Genomic DNA, 23,397 nt, shown 5'->3' with positions numbered 1-23,397 from the left:
GTAAACGGCCGGTCGCCAACGCGCACTCCCGAGCCATTCCGGTCGGCCAGCCGCAGAATTCGAACGGCGGTTATTCGAGGATGAGCTGCCGCACATGGCCACAGGCATTCCCCATTCAACCGCCTCGCGCAGGCAGGATTCCCGACGCTCGCCCCTCATCCGCAGACGCGATCCCGGTCATGGAAGCGTTGCATCCAGTAGGGGAAGGGAACTGACGGTTCAGATACTTTATCGAGCCGCGCGCACTGTTCGGAGGTTAGTGCGAGATTCTGTGCATCGAGGTTAGCTGCGAGTTGCTCGCACGAGCGGGCTCCGATAATGACAGAAGTGATCTGCTCGCGCGCAAGCAACCAACCCAATGAGACTTGAGCCGGCGTGGCCGCCAGTTCGTCGGCGACTTCACGCAATACTGCGAGGATCGGCTCCGCCCTGACTGTATCAACCGGCGGAAAGTCGAGCTTCGCACGCCGCCCGGCAGCTTCGCCATTCTGCGAGTACTTGCCGCTCAAGTAGCCACCTGCGAGCGGACTCCAGACCAGAAGGCCCATTCTGTTTGTGGCTGCAACCGGCATGATCTCGAGTTCGATATCGCGGCTCGTCAGCGAATAGTGCACCTGATTGCTCACGACATGAGCCCGATCGGTACGGGACGTTATCCCGACGGCCCGCTCGAGATCGCCTGCGCTGAAATTGCACACGCCAATATGGCGGATTTTGCCCTGCGTGACGAGGTCGTCCAGCACACGAAGCGTCTCGTCGAGCGGAAGAAGCGCGTCACGGTCATGCAACTGGAACAGGTCGATGTGATCGCGACCGAGTCTCTTCAGGCTTGTCTCGACCGAGCGCATGATGTGTGAGCGGCCCAATCCCACTTCGTTCTGGCCGGTGCCGGTACGTAGCCGAACCTTGGTCGCGACGAGCATTCGATCTTCGTCCAGCCCCTGCGCTTTCAGCACATGGCCCACGACCTCTTCTGAGCGACCTTGCGAATAGGCGTCCGCCGTGTCGATCAGGTTGACTCCACGTTCCACGGCCATCGCGACGAGCCGGGCGGCCTGATCGCTATTCAAGCCGGCAATATTGCCCCAGATGCCCGAGCCAGCACCGAACGTCATTGCGCCCAGGCTCAGCCGTGAGACGCGTAGCCCGGTTCTGCCAAGTGTGCTGTATTCCATCGTGTATTCCTTGTTTGAACGAAAATCTGATGCATCGGTAGAGTAAAACCTGGAGTCCACGCGTCGCGCCCTCGGCTCTGGTCAGATTCGACGCAACACAAGCTCGCGCAGAACGGTCTCCAGTTCGACGTGGCCGCGCAAGATTTCGTCAGAGCTGCTTTCGAAATCGATCCAGTCTTCGTTGAAGCCGTCCAGCATGCGCATGCGAGGTAGAGGATGCTTCATGCCCTGCTTGCGGAACAGCGCTTCCCACGTCTGCCTTTCGACAACTTCCGCACGCACCTGACGACGCAGCACGCCGGCGAAAGCGACTGCGAGATCGTTAGGACTCACCCGGCGTGGGCCCTCAAGCTCGACGATGCGCACACCGCGCCACGTCTGCTGAAGCAGTTCAGCAGCAACGCGGCCTACGTCCGCGGTGGCGACCATCGGCACCGGCTTGTCGAGCGGCTGCAGGTAACTGGCAACGACGCCATCGTCGCTTGCAGACGCAACATCCCATGCGGCGTTCTCCATGAACCAGGCAGGCCGCAGGAAGGTCACAGGCATCGGCATCTCGCGCAGCGCCTGCTCCATCAGCGTGCGTTGAGTGAGCAGGTTGACCTCGTCGGCCTGTGCGCCGATCGTCGAGAGGCAAACGACCTTGTCCGGCCGCGCGCTCAGGAGTGCGGCGGACACAGCCTCAATCACTGTGCGCGCTTCAGGAAACCCGGGCTCCGGATCGAACTCCGAAGGCGGCAGGATGAAAGCGCCTGTCGCGCCTTCGAACGCGGCGGCGAGCGACGAAGGGTCTTCCATGAAAGCCGTCGCGATCTCGCAACCTCGCTCTGCCCACGCCTCTGCCCGCGTCGCATCGCGTACGACTGCGCGCACCGGCTGACCAGTAGCCAGCAGTTCGCGGGCCAGTGCGCCGCCCACCTTGCCGGTGATTCCTGTGATTGCATACATTGCTCGTTCTCCATGTGTGGATATATCGGGTGACGCAGCGTGGATGTGCCGACGGTCAATCGCTCAGGCGCGACCCAAACCGTCGTAAAAGGCCTGCTCGAACTGTCCGTATAGGTTCACGACGCGCGCATCGTAGAAGGGCAGCATCTGCGTAAAGAGTGATCCGGCGACCCGATTCACCGGATCGACCCAAAAGTAGGTGTTCAACAACCCGGCCCAGCTCACGCTGCCAGCGCTTCGTCCGTGGGGTCCTTGCTCTGTATTGATGTCGAACGACAGCCCCCACTTGTGCGCGGTCCCCGGAAACTGATCGAAGCTGTTCGACCACGACGGCTGCGCGGTCCTCATTTCCGCGACCTGCAGATCGCCAATGTGATTGCGGAACATCGTCGCGACGGTGTCGGCGCGCAGCACGCGTTCGCCGCCATACGTGCCGCCGTTCAACAGCATCTGCAGAAACGCCATGTAATCGCGCGGTGTGCTGAAGAGTCCGCCTCCGCCCATGAAAAATTCGGGGCGCTGGTTGATCTCGAACGGCTCGGGCGCAAGTGAGCCGTCCGCCTGACGCCTGTGCATGGTCGCGACGCGCTGCTTCTGCTTGCTACCGATGAGAAAGCCCGTGTTGCGCATGCCCAGTGGATCGAAGATGTGCTCGCGGAAGTAGACTTCCAGCGACTGATCGGTCACGGCCTCGACCAGTTTGCCGACCCAGTCCATGCTGATGCCGTACTCCCAGCGCTCGCCCGGCTCGAACTCGAGCGGCGCCGCGAATGCACCGTTCATCGAATAGCCGATGTCCGGCATGCCCGTTACCGTCTCGTACCGACTGAGCTTGTCGCTCCAGATGCTGTAGGTAAAGCCGGAGGTATGCGTGAGCAGATGACGCACCGTAATCGCGTTGCGCGCAGGACGCAGCTTCGACTGCCCCGAGACGTCGAATCCATCGAGGATTTGAGGCGACTTCAACTGCGGCAGGATCTCGCCCGCAGGTTGATCCAGCCGCAGTCTGCCCTGTTCGATGAGCTGCATGCACGCGGTTGCGGTAATCGCTTTTGTCATCGACAGGAGCCAGAAGACTGTGTCAGGACTAATAGCCTCGCCGGTGCCGGCGTTCGCTCGGCCACATGCTCCCTCGTAGACCAGTCCGCGGTCGGTTGCGCCCATGGCGACAACGCCGGCAACCGTGCCGTCGTGCACCGCCCTCTGCAGGCATTGATCGATCGAACTGTAGGCCGGGTGATGGGCCAGCGCGGCGTCGCCACTCGCGCGCGGCGATACTGCGCGCGCGTCGCGGCTTGCGACGGCACCAAGTGTCGCAAGAGCCAGCAGGCTCGACGCACCCTTCAGAATACGACGACGATCTGTTTGAACTGCCATTTTCCGTTTCTTCCCGAAAGAATGAATCGCGGCATTACAGTGCTTCAGTGATGGGCGAAAAACGCGCGCCGCGAGCGGTTCGCCGTTGAAGCGTCCAGCGGATGTCTCTGTGCGACGTATTCTGGCCAGGCACTTAACGAAACAAAATGACATGGATGTCATCAGATAAGTGACAACGCGTTACCGATTTGGCATGATCAACGGACACGTCCACTGCTGCGCGGCGCAGCGTTCGCTTTCACGCGATCGATCGCGCTCCGCCACACGTCTTAACCCGAGCAACCATGAGATCCAGTAGCGAGAAGCTTTCCGGCAGCATTAGCGTGTTCGCCGCCGTAGTGGATGCGGGAACGTTTGTGGCCGCTTCGGAGGTAATAGGAATGACGCCGCCCGGCGTCAGTCGGGCAATTGCGCGGCTGGAAAAAAGGTTGAACATCCGGCTCTTCAGCCGAACAACGCGCTCCGTCTCCCTGACTGAAGAGGGCCGCCGCTTTTACGAGCAGGTCATGCCCCATCTCGCCGGACTTGAGGAAGCAGCGGCCGCTGCGGCAGGCGGCGCGTCCGCTGTGCGTGGAAAGCTGAGAATCAATCTGGATCCTGTCGTCTACCGGACCATCCTCGGGCAACAACTCGATGCGTTCATGGACGCACACCCCGAACTCGAAATCGAGTTCATCGCGCGAGACAGTCTTGGCGACCTCGTCATGGACGGCTTCGACCTCGCCGTGCGATTCGGCGAACCCAAAGCGTCTACCCTGATCGCGAGAAAGCTGCTCGACACCCGCATCGTGACGGTCGCTGCGCCCTCGTACGTTGCTCGCTGGGGACGGCCGGCAAAGCCCGAGGACCTGCAAGGTCGAAGCCACAGATGCCTTGAATTTCGCAACCCGGAGACAGGCAAGCCGTTCCAGTGGGAATTTCATCGCAAGCGAAGGCGCATTGTGGTCGACACTCAGGGACGACTCACGGTCAATGATCCGGGTGCCCTGCTCAACGCATGCCTCGCCGGTTCAGGAATTGCGCAGATGTTGCGGCTCGGTGCCGAGCCTCTGATTGCTGATGGCCGATTGATCAATCTCTTTCCCGAATGGGTAGACGAACGGTATCCGTTATACGTCTACTACGCGTCCCGGCACCACGTGCCGGCAAAGACCCGCGCTTTTCTTGACTTCGTGGTGGAACTGACAGGCAATCACGAGCGCGCCGGGACGCGCTAATGCTGTCGCGGCGGACTGGCGAGGCCATATCGAATGGCCGGTTACGTATGGGTTGCGGTCTGCCATGATCAGGTTACGAACGTCCAGTGCTGGCCGAACCGTGCCTCATGCAAACCGCATGGACTTCCGAATCCAGAACGGTTGCGATCGGCAGCACGCGCCCCCTTGCTGCCGCTCGCGGCGTCACTCGCGTGATGTCGCGTTTCGAATGGACAGCAGTCATTCGCCAACAAAGCTTGCCGATAGGCATTCGCCCTTTTGTACAAGTGGACTAACTGCCGAAGGGCGCTCAAGGTGCCGGACGGTGTGGCGCTTCGGGCAGCGATGAATTTCGTTAGTAGACGGCCTTGTCCGATGCGCGCAGGCTCGTGTGCATGGATCGCTGCGCATCCGAACCATGGCGTTCACTCCGAAAGATGGGATGTGGGTTATCTGAGCGACGTTGAAGCGGCCTAACTTACCGCGCTATATGCCTCCAACATTTGCTTGAGACGACACAGATCGCTACTCGCACGAGGGCGAAACCACACCGCCGGAACCGGCAAGTGTGGTCAGCCCTAAATACCACATCTACTCGGTAAGTTCAAAGAAAGCCGATTGAGATCCAAGGAACGAAGGCTATCGCCATTAGCCCGAGAAGCAGCATGCCGAGATAGATCCATATCCGCCTGAGCCCCGCTTCAGGCGATACCTCGCCGATGATGCATGCCGCGTAATAACACAGGCCGAATGGCGGCGCGAAGACCCCGAGTCCCATCGCGAGCACGACGACCATCGCATAGTGCACTTCGTGGATGCCGAGCTGATGCGCAACCGGAAACAGCAGCGGCCCGAACAGAACGATGGCCGGAATGCCCTCGAGCACGCTGCCAAGCACGATGAACGCGACGATCGACACCAGCATGAAGCCAGCGGCACCGCCTGGGACTCTCGCCATCATGCTGGCGAGGTCGTGCGAGAAACCCGACTGTGTCAGCGCCCAGCCCATCGCACTCGCCGCCCCGACGATGAACAGGATCGCGCCGGAGAGAGCCGCCGTCTGCAGCAGCATCGGCATGATGGCTTTCCACTTGAGGCCGCCGCGATAGATCAGGAGACCGATGACGAGCGAATAGGCGATACCGATAGTCGATACCTCCGTTGCGGTCGCGATACCTTCGACCACCGCGCTGCGAATCAGGAACGGCAGCAACAGCGCCGGCAAGGCGATCACGAACGTGCGACGTACCTGCGACCATGGTGCCCTCACCGCTCCCGCGCGGCTCTCATCCGTTTCTTCCTCGCGTCCCGCACGCCACCACGCGACGACCCCGAGCACCAACGCGAGCACGATCGCCGGCAAGATGCCCGCGGTAAACAGCGCCGCGATCGATATGCCGGTCACCGACGCGATCGCGATCAGCACCAGCGACGGCGGAATCGTCTCGCTCATCGCGCCGGACGCGGCAAGCAGCGACACCAGTTCGCCATCCTTCATCCCGCGCTTGCGCATCTCGGGGAAGAGCACAGGCGCGACAGCCGCCATATCGGCCGTCTTCGATCCAGAGATGCCCGAGATCAACAGCATCGCGCCGAGCAGCACATACGACATGCCGCCCCGCACGTGACCGAGCAGCGACGCGAGAAACGCGACCATCACGCGCGCCACGCCCGTCACATGCACGAGTTGCCCGAGCAGTACGAACATCGGCACGGCGAGCAGGATCAGCGTGCTCATGCCTTCGTCCATGCGTCCGACGACGACGCTGAGCGGCGTCGACGTCGTCGTCAGCAGATAGGCGCTCGTCGCGAGCGAGAACGCGAAGGCGATCGGCACGCCCGCCATCACCGCCGTGCCAAGCACGCCGACGAAGAACACCAGCAACGCGCCCTGCCCCATATGCGTCAACGGCGCCCTGACGAGATAGCAGGCGACCGCGATCAGCGCAATCAGCGCAACCGCACCGACGATATGTCGCCGGTCGTGCCGCGCCAGACGCAGCCCGCAACTCACCAGTGCAGCCGCACAGCCGAACGGAATCGCCAGTGCTCTCACCGATCCCGACCAGCCGAGTGCCGGCGTTTCGACGAAAGCCTGATCCTGCACATAGTCGAATGCGGGATGCATCACGAGCGCGAAGAAAGCAGCCGCCGCAGCGACCGCCAGCGTCTCCGCCCACGCCTGTGCGCGCGGTGTCATGTGTGATACGAAGAACGTCAGCCGCATGTGACACGAACGCTGCACCGCGAGCGCACTGCCCAGCATGGCAAGCCAGAGGAACAGGATGGACGCGAGTTCGTCGGACCAGATCAGCGGATGATGAAACACAGCACGCGCCACGATGCCGACGAACAGCAGCACCACCTCGCCGACGACCGCCGCCGCCGCGAGCACCTCGATCCCGCGACGCAACCAGCGTTCGATGACGCTCTCGCCGTGCGCGTCGCGCACGAACGACGGTCCCGGCACCTCCAGATTGTGCGCGGCGCTCATGATATTTTTCCCGTCACCGCTTCGAGGGCGCTCCACGCGCTGGCGCCGAACTTGTCGCGCCATTGAGTATAGAAGCCGGACTTCGAGAGCGCTGCGCGGAACGCGTCCCTGTCGGCGGGAACGAACGTCAGTCCCTTGCCGGAGAGTTGCGACTTCAGCGATGTATTCAGCCGCGCGACGTCCGCGCGCTGCTCGACACTCGCCCGGTCGAATTCGCGTCTCACGATCGCCTTGAGATCGTCGGGCAGCGCGTTGAATGCGCGCGGGTTGCCAAGCAGCCAGAACGGGTCCCAGATGTGATTGGTCTCGGCGACGTACTTCTGCACTTCATACAGCTTGCCCGCTTCGATCGTGACGAGGCCGTTTTCCTGACCGTCCACGAGATGCGTCTGCAACGCGGTGTAGAGCTCGTTGAAGTTGATCGACGTAGGGTTCGCCCCTAGCGTCTGAAAGAGCGACGTGAAGATCGGCGAGACCGGCACGCGGATGCGGTAGCCGCGCAGGTCGTCGGGCGCCTTGATCGGTTTCGTGGCGGAGGTGATTTGCCGGAAGCCGTTGTCCGCCGCCTTCGACACAGAGACGTATCCGCTCTTGTCGATCTGCGCGCGGATGATCTTGCCGAGATCGCCATCGACGCCGCGCCAGACCTGATCGTAGTCCGAGAACGCGAAGCCGAGATTGGTGATGGCCGCGAGCGGGATCACGGTCGACATCACCGAGCCCGAGATGTTGAGGAATTCGACGGCGCCCGAGCGCGTCTGCGAAAGCAGGTCCGTGTCCGAGCCGAGTTGCGATGCGGGGAAGAAACGGATCTCGAGCCTGCCGCTGCTCGCCTCGCGAATGCGGTCGATGGCTTCCTTGAGTCGCGCATTGATCGGCTGATTAAGGGATTGCCCGGTAGCGAGCTTGTAGCTGAACTCCGCCGCGCGTGCAGGCCGGGTCCATATCGTTACCAGCGGAAGGGCGGCCGCAGCCTTCAACACCGCGCGTCGCGAGATGCGGCGCGGCGAGTTCGACGTGCTCATGATGCTGTCTCCTGTTATATGGACTTACGTGCACGCGCGCCACCTTGTCGGTATGGCGTCGCGGCACGTTGCGGCGCTTGTTCGACTCTTGTCGAGGCGCTGCCGGCCCTGCGTGTGCAAAATATAAGAGGCTTGTTGGTGAAGGACAATTCAATTATTTTGCGCAAAGGTGTAGCCAAACTAAAGGGTGATTATGTATCTGCCATTGCGGGCCATCAGTGTTTTTCATGCTGCGGCGAGTTCGGGGAGCATCTCTCGCGCAGCCGCGGAATTGAACGTCACGCCATCGGCCGTCAGCCAGCAAATCCAGTCGCTGGAGACTCACCTGGGCACGGCGTTGATGACGAAGGTCGGACGGGGTGTGGCATTGACCGAAGCCGGCGAGCGCTACTTCGCGATGATTTCAGAGGAGATCGATCGCATCGCGGATGCGACTCAGCGTATACGCGGGTTGCGCTCCGTCACGCTCCTGACCGTACGCGCGACTCCGACGCTCTCCACCAAGTTTCTCTTGCCGCGTCTGCGCTCGTTCCTCGACGGCCATCCCGATCTGGAGGTGCGCCTGAACGGCACCAACGAAATGACCGACTTCGCGCAGGAAGCAGTCGATATCGAGATCCGTCACGGCACCGGACAATGGCCGGGCGTCTACGTCGAGGCGCTGACCGAGGAGTCGTTCCTGCCGGTATGCTCGCCGGCGTACTGCGCGCCGTCGAGTCTCGATGCCGCCGATCTTCAGCGGCATCGGCTCATCTACTCGATCAAGTCGCAGGTCCAATGGCCACACTGGTTCTCGGTGGCGCGCGCGGCGCCGCTCGATCCGGGGCAGCGCGTGCTGTTCGATCGCAGCCATATGGCGATCGATGCCGCCGTGGACGGCATCGGCATCGCGCTCGAAAGCACGCTCATGATGTGGCGCGAACTGCGCGACGGCACGTTGATCTGCCCGGTGCGCAAGCCTCCGGCGATCCGCCTGACGACGCAGTGGATCGTCTGCCCGTTCGAGCATCTGCACAAGAAGAAAGTGATCCTGTTCCTCGATTGGCTGCGCGCCGAACGTGCCGCCTGGCAATCGGCGTCCCAGCTTCCCGCCGCCCGCTGATGTTGAAGCCTGGCTAACAAATCGCCTCGGAAATGTTAATTGTTCTGTCAGAAGCCCCTGACTACACTTGCTCGCAAGTAAGGCGCACCGCTGTCATGCCTTCGATCACGCCACTCCGGCCAATCACCGCGCGCCGCGTTCGCGGCCACGATCCATAGTCTCGACCACAAAGGATTGCACATGAATCTCTCCAGTCTGCTCCAGGCACGCAACGCATCCGGACGCCCCGTTCGCGTCGGCCTGATCGGCGCCGGCAAGTTCGGCTCGATGGTGCTGTCGCAGGCCCGTCATATCGAAGGCCTGCATGTCGTGGGCGTCGCCGATCTCGACGTCGGCAAGGCGCGCGCATCGCTTGCGCGAGTTGGCTGGCCGGCGGAGCAATACGGCGCACGTACCCTCTCCGATGCCGTCAAGACCGGCGCTACGTGCGTCCTCGACGATGCCGCCGCGCTCGCCGCGTGCGATGAAATCGAATGCATCATCGAAGCGACGGGCCATCCGATTGCCGGTGTGCGTCACGCATTGGCCGCGATCGAAGGTAACAAGCACGTAGTCATGGTCAACGTCGAGGCCGACGCGATGTGCGGCCCGCTGCTCGCCGCGCGCGCTCGCGAACGCGGCCTCGTCTACAGCATGGCGTACGGCGACCAGCCCGCGATCATCTGCGAACTCGTCGACTGGGTGCGCTCGTGCGGATTCGAGCTGACCTCCGCCGGCAAGGGCATGAACTTCGAACCGCGCTATCGCTATTCGACGCCGGACACCGTGTGGAGCTTCTTCGGATGGACCGATGAGGAAGTGGCCAAGGGCGACTTCAACCCGAAGATGTACAACTCCTTCACCGACGGCACCAAGGCCGCGATCGAGATGGCGGCGGTCGCGAACGGCACGGGCCTCGATTGCCCGGACAACGGCCTCGCGTTTCCTCCCGCCGGCCTGCACGATCTGGCGCGCGTATTCCGGCCAGCGGAAGATGGCGGACGCTTGTCGCGCAGCGGTCTCGTTGACATCGCCGCCAGCCAGGAGCCGGACGGCCGCGAAGTGTTCAATAACATTCGCTACGGCGTGTTCGTCACGTTCAAGGCGCCGAACGAATACGCGCGCGCTTGCTTCAAGCAATACGGCCTGCTCGTCGATCCGACCGGCTGGTACGGCTCGATGTGGCGCCCGTTCCACATGATCGGCCTCGAAACCAGCGTGAGCGTACTGTCGGCGGTACTTCGCGGCGAAGCGACGGGGTCGTCGAAGGAATTCCGGGGCGACGCCGTGGCGACCGCCAAGCGCGACCTCAAGCCAGGCGAGATGCTCGACGGCGAAGGCGGCTACGCGGTCTGGGCCAATGCAATCCCGGCGTCGAAGAGCCTGGCCATCGGCGGCCTGCCGATCGGGCTCGCGCACAACGTTAGGCTCAAGCGTCCGGTCGCCAAGGACACCATCGTGCGATTCGAGGACGTCGAACTGGAACGCGATCTCGATGTCGTCGCGCTGCGTCGCGAGATGGAACAAAGTGCGCTCGGCAAGCCGGCGAAGGCAGCGTGAGGCGCGCACATCATGGCATCGAATGGAGAGTCCAGCATGGATAGCGGAACCGAAGCGTTCGTGGTCGTCGCGGAGTTCGAAGTGAAGGCCGATTGCGTTCGCGACTTCCTCGCGCTTGCGCGCGACGACGCCCGGCACTCGCTCGCCGACGAGCCCGGCTGCCGGCAGTTCGATATCGTCCAGCTCGACGAGACGCCGGCGCGCGTCATGTTCTACGAAGTCTACGACGACCGCGCCGCGTTCGACACGCACTTGCAGACGCCGCACCTCGATCGATTTCGTGCCGGCTTTCCAGCGCTGATCGTGGCGGAGCGCCCCGTGCGCTTCGGCCGCCGCGAGCCTGCATGATGCGCGCGAGCCTCGCAGTAGGCTTCATCGGCACGGGCATCATGGGCTTGCCGATGGCCCGGCGCATCGCTGGCGCCGGCTACCGGGTCGCGGCGTGGAACCGTACTCGCGAGAAGGCGGCGCCGCTCGCCGGGGCGGGCATCGAGGTAGTCGGGCACTCGAGCGAAGCCGCGCGCGATGCGGATGTCGTGATCTGCATGCTCAGCTCCGGCCCCGCATGCGACGATATCCTGCTCGGTGACGACGGCATCATCGCGAGGATGCGCGCGGGCAGCGTGCTGATCGTGATGAGCTCGATTCCCGTCGATACCGCGCAGCGCCATGCGCAAGCCGCGACTGCGCGCGACATCGGCTATCTCGATGCGCCCGTCTCCGGCGGCGAGAAAGGCGCGCAGGATGGCACGCTCGCGATCATGGCAGGCGGTGAAGCGCCGGTCTTCGAAGGCGTGCGCGCCGTGCTGCAGACGATGGGCCGTCCGACGCGCATCGGACCGGCCGGTACAGGGCAGCTCGCGAAGCTCGTCAACCAGATGATGGTCGCGAGCACGATCGCGACGGTCGCCGAAGCGATGCTGCTTGCGGAGCGCGGCGGCGCCGATCCTGCGCAGGTTCGCGCGGCGCTGCTCGGCGGATTCGCCGACTCGACCATCCTGCGCCAGCACGCGGCGCGCATGATCACGCGGGATTTCGCGCCGGGCGGCCCAGCCAAGTATCAAATCAAGGATACGAAGACGGCGCTCGGTTTCGCGCAAAGCGTGGGGCTGGAGTTGCCGGTACTGGGGCTCGTCGATGGCCTCTTCACCGACATGGTCGAACATGGCGACGGGGAGTTGGACCACAGCGCACTGATTCGGGAACTGCGCAGGCGCAACGGCTTGCCGGTGTCATGACACTGGACCGAACGGATTTTTGATTCAACACGCACCACGCGTCGTTCCACGCTCTCTTCCGGGAGGCCGTAAGAGATTACGGCCGGTATTGATACATACATGCCGTATGCGCACGCTTGCGCCACGTACCACACGCGGTTTATATCGCGTCTGTAGAACGAAGCGGCGAAGCCGAATTTGGCGTAACTTGCCATGCGCGCGATTTCTCATCGCGGATTTGAAAAAAATCGGTAGCGACGTCCGTCACGAAGCCAGCCATCCACAACCCGACTCGCTTTACGGCTCGTTGGATGATCGCCACGGCCATGAAGTAACCCCGTCAATCGCGCGGCCGCTTACGGGGCGGAAGCGACTTCTGAGCGTCCGAGCGGCGCGTCGGACGAACGTCGGTTTATGGCCGACTGTACTCGTTCAGCAACCGGCACGGTGAGCAGCCATTCGCAGGTTCGCTCGACGCCAACGGCCGCTTTGTGGCGTCCTCGCCGAACGGATACCGGTCCTTTCCATCGTGCAGTTGAATGACCGCATAGCTGTATGTAAGAGACATCGCTCTCCGTGTCAGCTCGAAGCGCGCTCTTTCAGAATTTCATTCGGAACAGATAGTGCTGAGCCGGCCCCAGGGGATCGGTCCATACCTCACTTGCGACATTGGCGTTGCAATCGCGCGTTGCTTCGACGACGGTCGATGCGCGCCCCGCACAACGTGCTGCGCCAGGGCATCAACATACGGCGCTTGCCTGCCGGCAAGACACTGCAAGATTATCGGTCACTTGCTGACAATCCAGCGCGTGTTCGAGGTCACACCTTGAAGCATCGCGGCAGACCATGTCCGTACTTCCGGAACAGCCGGGCGAGATACGACGGCGAATCGAGCCCGACGGCTGCCGCGGCCATAACGACCGTCACGCCGGGTGTTTGCAACAGAAGCGAAGCGTGACGCACACGTTGCTGCGATTGATAGTCGACGATGGATTCGCCGGTCACGTCGCGAAACATTCGCGTCAACGTGCGTCGCGGCAGGCCGAATTCACAAGCGATGCGATCGAGGCTGATGGATTGATCGAGTGTCGAATCGAGAAACGTCTGGATGTCTTTCACGAGTTCCCGGCGTGCGTCGACGGCCGTCAAGGGCACATGTTTCGGGGTAAGTCCCGCCTCGACGCATGTGGCGGCCACCATCCTCGCAGTCAGATCCCTGCGATAGGCAGCGAGTTCCCCGCCACTGCGAGCACCCGTTTCGGTGGCGAGGCGGACTGCATTGAGCAGCGGTAACGGCGCGGACCAGATTGATATTCGCGCGCAAGAGAGCGTTCTGTGCCTTCGACGCGGATGTTGAGCGGTTCTGACAGCTGTCCCTTGACGAGGTCAAGAACACGGCCATTTCTTACCATCAAGTGTTCCAAATTCGTCCTCCGATAGATATGTAGTCCTCGCATCGGCGCCGTCACTGGAAGTGCACGGACCGATGGCTTAGATTGAGTCCATGGTAAAAATTAAAAAATTCCATGCGAAGTGATTCTTTCTCATGACCCGATTCCTCAAAAGCATTGGGTAGTCACCTTGATCGATCTATCTATGCAGCGCGTCAATAAGAAATCAGACAGTACATATGTATAGGATTACATATCTATTGATATCCAGTATCAAAAAACAGATCGTCGGAGGGGAATGAACTGCCGGTCTTGATCGCCGTGCGCAGGCTCAGGTTGAGCGATTTGATGACAATCGTAACCGGCATGACATAGCCACTGACTCACGGTCCCGCGACGAACGGTTCAGGCATTTGGATGTGACCATCCGCGACAAGGGGTGCTGGGTAGCACTTCGGGTGGGATTGCGTTCTTTCACGTGAGCCGCGAGTTCGAATTAGCACTTGGCAGCCCCTGCGACCCGCTGGGTTGCGCAGTGAGCGCGAATCCGTCGCTGTCCTGCTGTCCCACCGGCTCCTGACAGTCATCTGAACGGGAGACGATCATGCCAATCCACTATGCGGTGGACAAAAGTTTTAATCCGATACCGAAGTAGCAGGCATTGGCGCGCGGTACGATGGCTTGACGGCTTACGAAGCTCGTAAGCAAGGATCGGTCTCTTGAGATCGACTTTGATGACGCTCCGGCAATCGCTGACAAGACACAGTTTTGAGTGTCCTAGTGCCCGCAAGCTATTGCTTGTCGGCCTGAACAGCTATCGGATGCTGCTTCCACGTGTACCTGAAAGCAACCACACGCTCATCAGTCCACAAGGCCAACCTTGAAGCGCTCTACAGCGAAGTCGACGAAAGCTCGGACCTTCGGTGTCATCTGCTTACTGCTTGGCCACAGAATCCAGAATACGGTCGACCGGGTCATGTGCCTGTCGAGCACCGTCTTCAACCGACCAGCGGCGAGTGCCTCTTTTATCGCAAAATCGGGAAGACACGTTATTCCACGACCGGCTTGCGCAAGGTAGAGCAGTGCTTCAAGGCTGCTAACCACCACGGTCATTGGCAATGCTAATTCTCCTGCGGCCGTTCGCGAGTGACGAACGGGCCAAGGCTCAAGCCTGCCAGAAGAGGGGTACCGGTAGTGCAAACAAGCGTGATTCGTTAGTTCGGCGGCCTTTGTTGGTTCACCTCGTTCGGCCAGGTAGGCTGGAGCCGCCACCAAATGCAGCCTGAACGCCCCTAGCCGCTTTGACATCAAGCGCGAGTCATTCAGTTCGCCGCCACGGATGACGACATCCAGGCCCTCATCAATGACGTCGGAGACGCGGTCGGTAATGTCCAGGTCTAGTTCAATGTCGGGGTAAGCCTGCATAAACGCCGAGATCACCGGTAATGGCAAGCCACCGGCCAACGGGAGACCTATTTTCAAGCGCCCGCGCGGCTCGTCCGACATGGCTGAAAGTTCGTTTTCCGCGCTGTCGATTTCTACCATGATGCGTTGGCATCGCTCCAGAAATACCTGGCCCTCCGAGGTGAGCTTGACGGAGCGCGTGCTGCGTTGAAAGAGGCGAACGCCGACCCGCTCCTCTAGCCGCGAAATACTTTTGCTGACAGCGGACGGGGTCAGACCTAAGGTGCGCCCCGCGCCAACGAAGCTCTCAGCCAACGCAGTCTGTACAAACACTTCAACGCCACTTAATTTATCCATGCTCTACCTTTAATGACAAAAACTCACTTAAATAATGAAGGGGCACCCACTTTATCTATCAGTGGCGTAAGCCTAGCATTGGACTTGGAAAAGGGCTATGCAACCTGGCCGCGGCAAAGAACGGGGGCGAACGTAAATGTCCGCCGTGGACAAAAACAGTCAGCATAGCCGTGAGCGTCCGAGGACGTCGTACGGGTCTCTCCGCCCGGTTCGAGGGTTGCGCTTTTGGCGACCCGGCCACAACCGCCGCCATCCTGAACATGGCGGACAGCCTAGAGTCCGCTGCGCGTGGCTTTGGGTTGGGGCACCATGCCGCAGATCGTTGGGGCTTATAGCGCTAAGTTCGCGACATGGCATTAATGGAAATGCGGGTCCATAGCGGCTCAAGGCGAATACGGTTCCGTGCCGAGCCTTCACTTTAATTCGAGAAGAGACTAATCATGAAAGAACAGCGTATTCGCGTCGGCATCATCGGTACCGGCGGCTGGGCCCGGTATGGCCACATTCCAGTCCTGCAGGCCCTTCAAGGCTTTGACGTTGTCGCTCTTGCTGGACGCAATAAGGAAAAGGTTCAGAAATATGCAGACGAGTTTGGCATCGGCATGGCGTACGGCAATGCTGAAGAATTGATCGCGCATCCCACTATCGACCTTGTCGTGGTGCTCGCGCCCACACCGGAGCATGGCCGACTATCCGCTGCGGCCATCGCCGCAGGCAAGGATGTGTATTCCGAGTGGCCCCTGTCTACAAGCACTGCCGAGTCGGAGCGGATCCTAGCGCAAGCCCAGGCGCAGGGCGTGAAGCATGTCATCGGCCTGCAACGGCGATTCTCGCCTGCGGTGCGCTATCTGAAGCATCTGATGCAGGAAAATTACGTTGGCACCTTGCGCGGGGTGCGCATGTCGGTTGGGGTAGACGCGTTCGGTCCGGTGATGCCGGACGCCGTCAAATGGGTGCTCGAGGACGCAAACTTCACACACCTGCTGCCGATCTATGGCGGTCATTTCCATGACGTCCTGTTCAGCACGGTGGGTTTCCCCAAGCAACTCGCGGCAATAACGAAGGTCCAATTTCCCATGACGACCCTTGCCGAAACGGGGCAGCAGGTGCCGTATTCGTGTGCGAACGAAGTTATTGTCATGGGGACGCTGGAGGGTAGCGCGCTCTTTTCGATCCAGCTCGAAGGTGGTCAGGCTCACCGTACCGGCCTGCAGATCGACATTACGGGCACCGAGGGCGTGCTCCGCATGACAAACCCGCACGCGTTCCAGAACCAGTCAGACCACAGGATTGAAGGCATGAAGCACGGCGCCGCAACTTTTGCGGAATTGCCGGTTCCCGCCAAATTTGCATTCTTGCCGATGGCCGGCATGGACGCCAGCGCCCGGGATGTCGCCTACCTGTACAGCGCGTACGCCAGAGACAAGGCTAATGGGACAAATGAGGCCACCAGCTTCGAGGACGCAGTGCGCCAGCACCGCCTGATCGACCGGATCAACGCCAGCTCGGCAGCATTCTTCGCGGCAAATGACGCGCCATGAGTGGGTGGCGAGCGCAGTCGGCTCGCCGCCAAATTGCGGGGTGGCCTACGTCTAATGAGGGGCTGAACCGGCCGATGCATTCGCCATCGCCGCTCCCGGATGCGTCGCACGTGAAATCGGCCGGATGGCGCGGGCCGTGCTCCGCAATCCACCTTAGTGGTTCCGTGCGGGGCTCGCATGCAATGGCCGCTAGCGAGCAGAACAGCGTGCAAATTGCTGTCCGGTTCATACCACCCTAGGTAGCCCAAAGGATACTGCCTTCCGATAGCAACATCCAGCTCCCGCACGCATCTGAAACTTCGCCAAACCGCGAAGTTCCGCGATGCGGCTAGCCAGATCCTATCTCGAAGCCGAGCGGTGAACCGCCGCCCCAGTTCGCCGCGAGGCCAGATGTCAGATGCTTGGCGCGAGGTTGTTAAACCTGCACTAAAAGATCGACGTACAGACAGCGATCGCACGCTGAACCGCAGGTAAAAATCGGCGGCCCATGCCGTGCACAAGTGCGAAGGTTTCCGAACCCGTCTGACTGACAATCTGGCGCGCAATGAGTGAGTCCGGAAAACCATCGAGACTCCACACAGGCAGGACACCGACACCAACATTGTGCTGAACAAGCGCAATGATTGCAGGCACGTCGGAGCTATCGGCAACAATGTTGCACTGGGCATCCACGGAACGAAATTCCTGAAGGACGCGTTCGTAGAAGCCGGGGCCGGAACTCCGCCGAAGAACAACCAGCCGCTTCCCTGAGAGATTTGCAAAACTAAGACTAGGTGCTCGTGCAAGGTCGTCGTTCGTTCGCCGATATAGAGCCGCGAACTGAAGCTCCGCCAAAGGATGAACGGCAAGTGCAGGATTTGACACGGGCAGGTGCGTGAGGGCGAAATCGATCGCCCGACGCTCAATCATATCTTCGAGCAAGCGTGGCTCGCCCTGATGGAGGGAGAAGGTGACCGACGGTAGCTCTGCACCTAGAGCTGCGACGGTACGCGCAACGGGCTCGATCCCTGCGGCGACGAACCCTATCCTGACTCGACCACTCACGCCCCGACCAAGGGCCGCCATTTCCTCGCCGATTTCGTTCGCACTATTCAACAGCTGACAAGCACGCTCGTAAAGCGCGAGTCCGGTGTCAGTCACCAAAAGCCCGCGGCCTGTGCGTTCAAACAGAGAAACGCCCCATAGCGCCTCCAGCTGTTTAATCGATACGCTCAAGGGCGGTTGCGCGATATGCAGCACCTCTGAGGCGGCCGCGAGCGATCGGTGCTCGACAACCGTTTTGAAGTACAGAAGCTGACGCAGATTCATCCCCAAGCCTCGTTCTGATGGGCAACGGTAATGATACCCCGAAGGAGCGCGCCGAAAGACCGCGTTCCGATTTTTATAAGGATGATTACAAGTTTCGTACTGGCGCAAACCTTCGCCAAAGCGTTACCTTGCCTGCATGAATGAGGAAAAAATTAACCACGCCCCCATGATTGCTTCGATTCAAACGCGTGCCGCGCACCAGCCGTCACTAGTTTTGCCAATAAGTGTCGCGACAGTTACCAACGGCCGAAACCTCGAATCCAAATGCGAGACCGCTATCGAGCTTCTGACTCACGAGGACGCCGGCTTCCCTCATGTCGCTCACCTAAGTTCGGGTGAGCTTCAGCTTGACACGCAGGGACGGCTACGCGTTGCGTTGTGGTCGTCGTCGCAAACCACCGCAAATCTTCGTCGCACATGTGTAACCACCTTAATGTTCGCTTGTCCTGATGGGCTCTATGAAGTTTGCTGCCGTTGTATTGCGTCCACGCTGCTACCGGGTCACGCTGCACTCCACGCTTTCCTCCTGCAACCAATAAGCATCCGGGACAAATCCGCTCCCTACGCGCAGGTGCTCTCGGGGATCCGTTATCGCCTCGTTGACCGCGATACCACTTTGCAGCGCTGGTACGCCGTGCAGGCTGCACTTTCCGGCTGTTTTTGACGCATCTGTGCCGTGCCATACGCGTTTCGTATCAGTGGTTATGGCAACGGTAATAGCCCCCCGACGACCTGGTCTCTAGAATCTTAATCAATCAGGGAGATCGTTATGAAACGCATCGTCGTGGGCATTACGGGCGCTACAGGCGCACCGGTTGCCGTGCGGATATTAAAGTTCTTGCGGGACATGGACGTCCAGGTGCATCTCGTCGTTTCTCAATGGGCGCGGGCAACACTGCAGCAAGAGTGCGGCATCAGTGTTCGGGCACTTTCAGAGTATGCACACACCGTCCACGACGCCCGGGACCAGGGCGCATCAATATCGAGTGGCTCGTTTCATACAGATGGAATGATCATTGTTCCCTGCAGCATGAAGACGCTAGCTGCAATCCGCGTCGGTTATGCAGACAACCTCATCGCCCGCTCTGCCGATGTCACCCTCAAAGAGCGTCGTAAGCTGATCATCGTGGCACGCGAAACGCCGCTTAGCTCGATTCACCTCGAGAACATGCTGCATCTCTCCAACCTTGGAGCGGTCATCTTTCCGCCGACCCCCGCCTTTTACAACAACCCAGCCAATCTCGACGAGATGCTGGACCACCTTGCGGTCCGCATTCTCGATCAGTTCCACCTGGATCACCCGGCCGCAAAACGATGGACGGGGATGAAACAGGTTCTTCAACAGGAGTAGAAAACACCATGGCATATCAGGACTTGCGCACCTATCTGGACGCGCTCGCCAAAGAAGGACAACTCATCCAGCTCAAGGATCCGGTTCTTCCCGAGCCGGATATCAGCGCGGCGGCCTGCGCGGTCAACAAGCTTGGCGAAACTGCACCTGCCTTGCTTTTTGACAACATCCAGGGCTACACGGACGCACGCATTGCGATGAACGTTCACGGTTCCTGGTACAACCACGCCCTTATGCTGGGCATGCCTAAAGAGACACCCCTAAAGGAACAGTTCCACGAGTTCGTCCGCCGTTACGAGACCTATCCCGGTGTCGTCGACGAACGCGAAACTGCGCCGTGGCAAGAAGTTGTCGTCGACAAAGACATCAACCTGTTTGACATCCTTCCGCTGTTCCGCCTCAATCATGGCGACGGCGGCTTCTATATCGACAAGGCGTGCATCGTGTCGCGTGATGTCACCGATTGGGAAAATCCCAACACACAGAATGTCGGGATGTATCGCCTTCAGGTGAAAGGAAAGAATCGCATCGGTATCCAACCGGTGCCTGCACACGACATCGCGATTCATCTGCGCAAAGCCGAGGAGATTGGCGAAGATCTGCCCATTGCAATCTGCATCGGTAACGACCCGCTGATCAGCACAGTCGCCGCGATGCCTATCCTCTATAACCAATCCGAATACGAGATGGCCGGCGCTCTCGCGCAAGAGCCGTATCCGGTCGTCAAAGCGCAACATACGGGACTGCAGGTTCCTTGGGGCTCGGAAATTGTGCTCGAGGGCAAGATCCTCTCGCGTGTGCGCGAAGGTGAGGGACCGTTTGGCGAGTTTACGGGTCATTACTCCGGTGCTCGCCAGATGCCGGTAGTCGAAATAACTAAGGTATCGCATCGTCGTAATCCTCTATTCGAGCATCTGTACCTTGGCATGCCGTGGACGGAAATCGACTACCTGATGGGTGTGAACACATGCGCTCCGCTACATGTCCAGCTGAAGGAAGCATTCCCGGAAGTACAGGCGGTCAACGCCCTGTACACCCATGGGCTCGTGGTCATCGTCTCGACGAAGCGACGCTTTGGTGGCTTCGCGAAAGGCGTCGGCATGCGTGTGCTGACAACGCCGCACGGCTTCGGTTACGCAAAGCTGGTGATCGTTGTGGACGAAACCATTGACCCGTTCAATTTGCCACAAGTGATGTGGGCGCTGTCGACGAAGTTCAATCCGCAGTATGACCTCGTTACGGTTCCGGGTCTGTCGGTCCTGCCGCTCGATCCCGCATCCGACCCGGCCGGTATGACGCACAAGCTCGTCATAGACGCGACGACCCCTGTTGCTCCAGAAGAGCACGGCCATTATTCACAGGAACTGAGCGATCCGATCAACACAGAAGAGTGGGTCGAGAAGTTGCGCAATATGCTCTCCCCGGCTTAAAGGAAAATAAAATGAGTAAGAAGCATGTCTGTCCCCGCTGCGAGTCCGTCAAGACGGAAACGTTGACGCAATCTCCCGTCCCCGGTGTGTGGGAGGTGTACCACTGCGAAGAATGCTTCTTCGCATGGCGCAGCACCGAGCCCGAGTTCATCACCGACCCGGCGAAGTACAACCCAGAGTTCAAGCTCAACCGTGCGGAGCTGGATAAGGCGGACGTAATGCCGGCAGTACCGCCGCTTCGCAACCTGTAACAGCTTGACCGCAGCTCATTGATAGATGCCCAGCGCTGCCTGGGCGTCTGAACGCCGGGAACACGGACGAATGACGCATGTGTCACCGTCTCATTATTTCAGAAACGTTTGAGGTTCCAAAAAATGAAGGTGCTTAACAAGGCAATCGCGGTACTTGGTGCACTGGTGCTGCCCGTTGCAGCTCTTGCGCAATCGTCACAACCCGTTTCCCGGGAGCAGGTCAAAGCCGAAATGTCTCAACTGGAGGCTGTCGGCTACAACCCCGCGAGCCGCAATGACGCCAGCTACCCGGCCGAAATCCAAGCGGCTCAGGCACGTCTCTCGGCCCAGGCAACCACGGCAACCGATACGACGATGTCTTCATATTCCCCACCGATCGTAGTCAATCATTAAACTGAATGCGGGCCGCCTCGAGCGGCTGCGCCATACAAAACCGCGCATTGCAGCTACCCTCATGATTTTTCGACATACCCAATCAAGGCCTCGCAGCGCATGCAGCGCAATCGCGTCTGAATTCGGAATACAATGCCCCCAGCGGCTGACAGCTACAACGGTATCCCGCAATGTCGGTGCGTTCAAATACGCCAACAGACCTGCAACCGATATGCATTTGAAGTGTATCGGCTTCTTCCGCATACACGCCTCAGCAACTACGAACCCTGATCGTTGACGTGCTTGGCGCTGCCCCCTGAAACGCGTAAGCGCACTATCAAGCACACCGAGGCGTCCCTCGGCGACACTGTGTTTTGATGCTGTAACCACCATCGTGCATCCCGCGGACACACACTCAAATCACTTGGCTAACGAGCCCCCGTGCGTGCGGATTTGGCAACCTAAGCCAAGTGCTTGGGCATCGCTCTTTTGAACGCAGGAAAATGCGCACCAGTCGGGGCAACATCGAGCCCAACACCCCGAATGAGGAGCCTGACCTGTATTCGGGCTTGATAGGGACTACGGCCAGCCCACCACGTTGCCAATGCTAGCCGTCTCTGTCGGTGCTTTCGGCACTATGCAGAACCGCGCTGCCGACCACAACTGATGAAATTTATCTTGAGATTCAATCCCACTTACCTTCGCCGCCCACTAGTTCTTTGCGCCGCGGCCGTCTCGTTGCCCGCATCCGCGCAAAGTAGTGTCACCCTGTACGGGAACGTCGACGAAGCCATCGTGTACGCGAACAATCAGAACGGCCATTCGAACTTGTACCTGCGTCAAGGCAATCTGTATGCGTCCAAGTTCGGGTTCAAGGGGATGGAGGTGCTCAGTCCGACGTTGAGCGCGATTTTCGACTTGCAGCAGGGCTTCGATTCCGGAACCGGCGCCGAGCAAACGGCCGGGCTGGCTTTCAACCGCTATGCGTATGTCGGACTGCAGGACACACAGGCCGGTACGGTGGCTTTAGGCCGTCAGTACACACCGTACTATCTGCTCGTAGGCACGCTAGGGCCAGTGACCTACCTGACCGGAGCGACCGGCGCACATCCCGGCGATATCGACGGGTTCGATATCGACATTCGCGCAAACAATTCGGTAACGTACGCGTCCCCGTCGATCCATGGGATTCGGGGCAGCGTGCAGTACGGGTTCGGAGGCGTGCCCGGCAGCGTGCAACGTGGCAGTCTCATCAGCGCTGCGCTGCGGTATGACGGCGGTCCGCTCGCGATCGGGGCCGCCTATCTCAGGATGTACAACACGGGCAACACTGTTGGATTCGACCCGAACGGCAGCTCGCAATTTCCTCACTCAGCGCTGAACAACGGCTATCTGTCGGCACGAGTCGTCCAGCAGGTCGCGGCTGCCGCCAACTATACAGTTGGCGATTTCGTGTTCGGTCTGAGCTATTCGAACGTGGTTTATCAGCCGGATGGCAATTCGCTTTTCGGCGATGCCGCCGTGTTCAACACCTACGGTGCGCTGGTGAGTTATCGGGTGAGCACCGCGGTCGATTTAGCCGCTGGCTATAGCTACACGCGCGCGTCATCCGCCAATGGCATCGACGACGCGGCCCGCTACCAGCAGGTCTCGCTAAAGGAGCTGTACCACTTTTCCAAACGCACGACTTTGTATGCTTTGCAGGCCTATCAGCACGCCTCGGGTAAAACGCTCGGTGTTGGCGGTAGCGGCGATATCATCGATGCACGACCGATCGTTGGGGACTCGCAGAACACGACGCCATCGTCGACGCCGAATCAGTTTGTCGCGATGTTCGGGCTGGCTATCGCTTTCTGATAAACCGGGAGCTCGTCACCCTGAATTGCGCGCTCGAGGCGTTTCGCGACGGCCGCAGCGTT

General features: G+C 60.2%; 19 protein-coding genes. 11 read left to right on the top strand and 8 right to left on the bottom strand.

Annotated elements, in window-relative coordinates; all coding sequences use genetic code 11:
- Positions 1-155: 155 nt before the first annotated feature.
- The 3 genes from P0D68_RS22180 to P0D68_RS22170 form a co-directional block, all read right to left on the bottom strand.
- Positions 156-1,175, bottom strand: coding sequence for an aldo/keto reductase (locus P0D68_RS22180; RefSeq protein WP_408158149.1), 1,020 nt, complete (start codon positions 1,173-1,175; stop codon positions 156-158).
- An 81-nt stretch (positions 1,176-1,256) separates the two neighbouring features.
- Positions 1,257-2,123 carry an NmrA family NAD(P)-binding protein gene (locus tag P0D68_RS22175; RefSeq protein ID WP_408184744.1) on the bottom strand — a complete coding sequence of 289 codons (867 nt, stop codon included), beginning with the start codon at positions 2,121-2,123 and terminating at the stop codon, positions 1,257-1,259.
- A gap of 63 nt (positions 2,124-2,186) precedes the next feature.
- Positions 2,187-3,500, bottom strand: coding sequence for a serine hydrolase domain-containing protein (locus P0D68_RS22170; RefSeq protein WP_408302930.1), 1,314 nt, complete (start codon positions 3,498-3,500; stop codon positions 2,187-2,189).
- Positions 3,501-3,784: 284 nt separating this feature from the next.
- On the opposite strand from P0D68_RS22170, the gene P0D68_RS22165 reads away from it, so the two are divergent.
- Positions 3,785-4,717: a LysR family transcriptional regulator gene (locus tag P0D68_RS22165; RefSeq protein WP_091801194.1), complete on the top strand. Its 933-nt coding sequence runs from the start codon at positions 3,785-3,787 to the stop codon at positions 4,715-4,717.
- 583 nt (positions 4,718-5,300) lie between these two features.
- On the opposite strand, the gene P0D68_RS22160 is transcribed toward P0D68_RS22165, so the two are convergent.
- Both P0D68_RS22160 and P0D68_RS22155 read right to left on the bottom strand, forming a co-directional pair.
- Complete coding sequence (locus P0D68_RS22160; RefSeq protein WP_408184747.1) at positions 5,301-7,190, bottom strand: TRAP transporter large permease; 1,890 nt, start codon at positions 7,188-7,190, stop codon at positions 5,301-5,303.
- Complete coding sequence (locus P0D68_RS22155) at positions 7,187-8,215, bottom strand: TRAP transporter substrate-binding protein (protein WP_408184748.1); 1,029 nt, start codon at positions 8,213-8,215, stop codon at positions 7,187-7,189. The genes P0D68_RS22160 and P0D68_RS22155 overlap by 4 nt, the downstream gene beginning before the upstream one ends.
- A 193-nt stretch (positions 8,216-8,408) precedes the next feature.
- On the opposite strand from P0D68_RS22155, the gene P0D68_RS22150 reads away from it, so the two are divergent.
- The 4 genes from P0D68_RS22150 (at position 8,409) to P0D68_RS22135 (ending at position 12,094) form a co-directional block, all read left to right on the top strand.
- Positions 8,409-9,317 carry a LysR substrate-binding domain-containing protein gene (locus P0D68_RS22150; protein WP_408184749.1) on the top strand — a complete coding sequence of 303 codons (909 nt, stop codon included), beginning with the start codon at positions 8,409-8,411 and terminating at the stop codon, positions 9,315-9,317.
- Positions 9,318-9,497: 180 nt separating this feature from the next.
- Positions 9,498-10,856 (top strand): NAD(P)H-dependent oxidoreductase, encoded by a 1,359-nt coding sequence (locus P0D68_RS22145; protein WP_112008907.1) that lies wholly within the window; start codon positions 9,498-9,500, stop codon positions 10,854-10,856.
- 36 nt (positions 10,857-10,892) lie between these two features.
- Positions 10,893-11,204 (top strand): putative quinol monooxygenase, encoded by a 312-nt coding sequence (locus P0D68_RS22140; protein ID WP_408184750.1) that lies wholly within the window; start codon positions 10,893-10,895, stop codon positions 11,202-11,204.
- Positions 11,201-12,094, top strand: coding sequence for an NAD(P)-dependent oxidoreductase (locus tag P0D68_RS22135; RefSeq protein ID WP_408184751.1), 894 nt, complete (start codon positions 11,201-11,203; stop codon positions 12,092-12,094). The genes P0D68_RS22140 and P0D68_RS22135 overlap by 4 nt, the downstream gene beginning before the upstream one ends.
- A gap of 798 nt (positions 12,095-12,892) precedes the next feature.
- Here the strand turns inward: P0D68_RS22135 and P0D68_RS22130 are convergent.
- Positions 12,893-13,273 (bottom strand): helix-turn-helix domain-containing protein, encoded by a 381-nt coding sequence (locus P0D68_RS22130; RefSeq protein ID WP_408302924.1) that lies wholly within the window; start codon positions 13,271-13,273, stop codon positions 12,893-12,895.
- 1,052 nt (positions 13,274-14,325) lie between these two features.
- The gene (locus P0D68_RS22125) at positions 14,326-15,225 is read right to left on the bottom strand and encodes a LysR family transcriptional regulator (protein ID WP_408302922.1); all 900 of its coding nucleotides are present in this window, start codon (positions 15,223-15,225) and stop codon (positions 14,326-14,328) included.
- 440 nt (positions 15,226-15,665) lie between these two features.
- On the opposite strand from P0D68_RS22125, the gene P0D68_RS22120 reads away from it, so the two are divergent.
- Positions 15,666-16,766, top strand: coding sequence for a Gfo/Idh/MocA family protein (locus tag P0D68_RS22120; protein ID WP_408302920.1), 1,101 nt, complete (start codon positions 15,666-15,668; stop codon positions 16,764-16,766).
- A 426-nt stretch (positions 16,767-17,192) separates the two neighbouring features.
- On the opposite strand, the gene P0D68_RS22115 is transcribed toward P0D68_RS22120, so the two are convergent.
- Positions 17,193-18,074 carry a LysR family transcriptional regulator gene (locus P0D68_RS22115; RefSeq protein WP_408302917.1) on the bottom strand — a complete coding sequence of 294 codons (882 nt, stop codon included), beginning with the start codon at positions 18,072-18,074 and terminating at the stop codon, positions 17,193-17,195.
- A gap of 769 nt (positions 18,075-18,843) precedes the next feature.
- Here P0D68_RS22115 and P0D68_RS22110 point away from each other — a divergent pair.
- The 5 genes from P0D68_RS22110 to P0D68_RS22090 all read left to right on the top strand — a co-directional run bounded on the left by P0D68_RS22110 (position 18,844) and on the right by P0D68_RS22090 (position 23,335).
- The gene (locus P0D68_RS22110; RefSeq protein WP_408184756.1) at positions 18,844-19,425 is read left to right on the top strand and encodes a UbiX family flavin prenyltransferase; all 582 of its coding nucleotides are present in this window, start codon (positions 18,844-18,846) and stop codon (positions 19,423-19,425) included.
- Between the two features lie 8 nt (positions 19,426-19,433).
- Positions 19,434-20,855 (top strand): non-oxidative hydroxyarylic acid decarboxylases subunit C, encoded by a 1,422-nt coding sequence (locus tag P0D68_RS22105; protein WP_408302914.1) that lies wholly within the window; start codon positions 19,434-19,436, stop codon positions 20,853-20,855.
- Positions 20,856-20,866: 11 nt separating this feature from the next.
- Positions 20,867-21,106: a non-oxidative hydroxyarylic acid decarboxylases subunit D gene (locus P0D68_RS22100; RefSeq protein WP_408184758.1), complete on the top strand. Its 240-nt coding sequence runs from the start codon at positions 20,867-20,869 to the stop codon at positions 21,104-21,106.
- A 123-nt stretch (positions 21,107-21,229) separates the two neighbouring features.
- Positions 21,230-21,499: a DUF4148 domain-containing protein gene (locus P0D68_RS22095; RefSeq protein WP_408302909.1), complete on the top strand. Its 270-nt coding sequence runs from the start codon at positions 21,230-21,232 to the stop codon at positions 21,497-21,499.
- 645 nt (positions 21,500-22,144) lie between these two features.
- Positions 22,145-23,335, top strand: a complete 1,191-nt coding sequence (locus P0D68_RS22090; RefSeq protein ID WP_408302907.1) for a porin — start codon at positions 22,145-22,147, stop codon at positions 23,333-23,335.
- The last annotated feature ends 62 nt before the right edge of the window (positions 23,336-23,397 follow it).

Source organism: Paraburkholderia sp. RL17-380-BIE-A (assembly GCF_046028085.1).
Taxonomy (GTDB): Bacteria; Pseudomonadota; Gammaproteobacteria; order Burkholderiales; family Burkholderiaceae; genus Paraburkholderia.
This window is presented reverse-complemented; position numbering and strand designations above follow the sequence as displayed.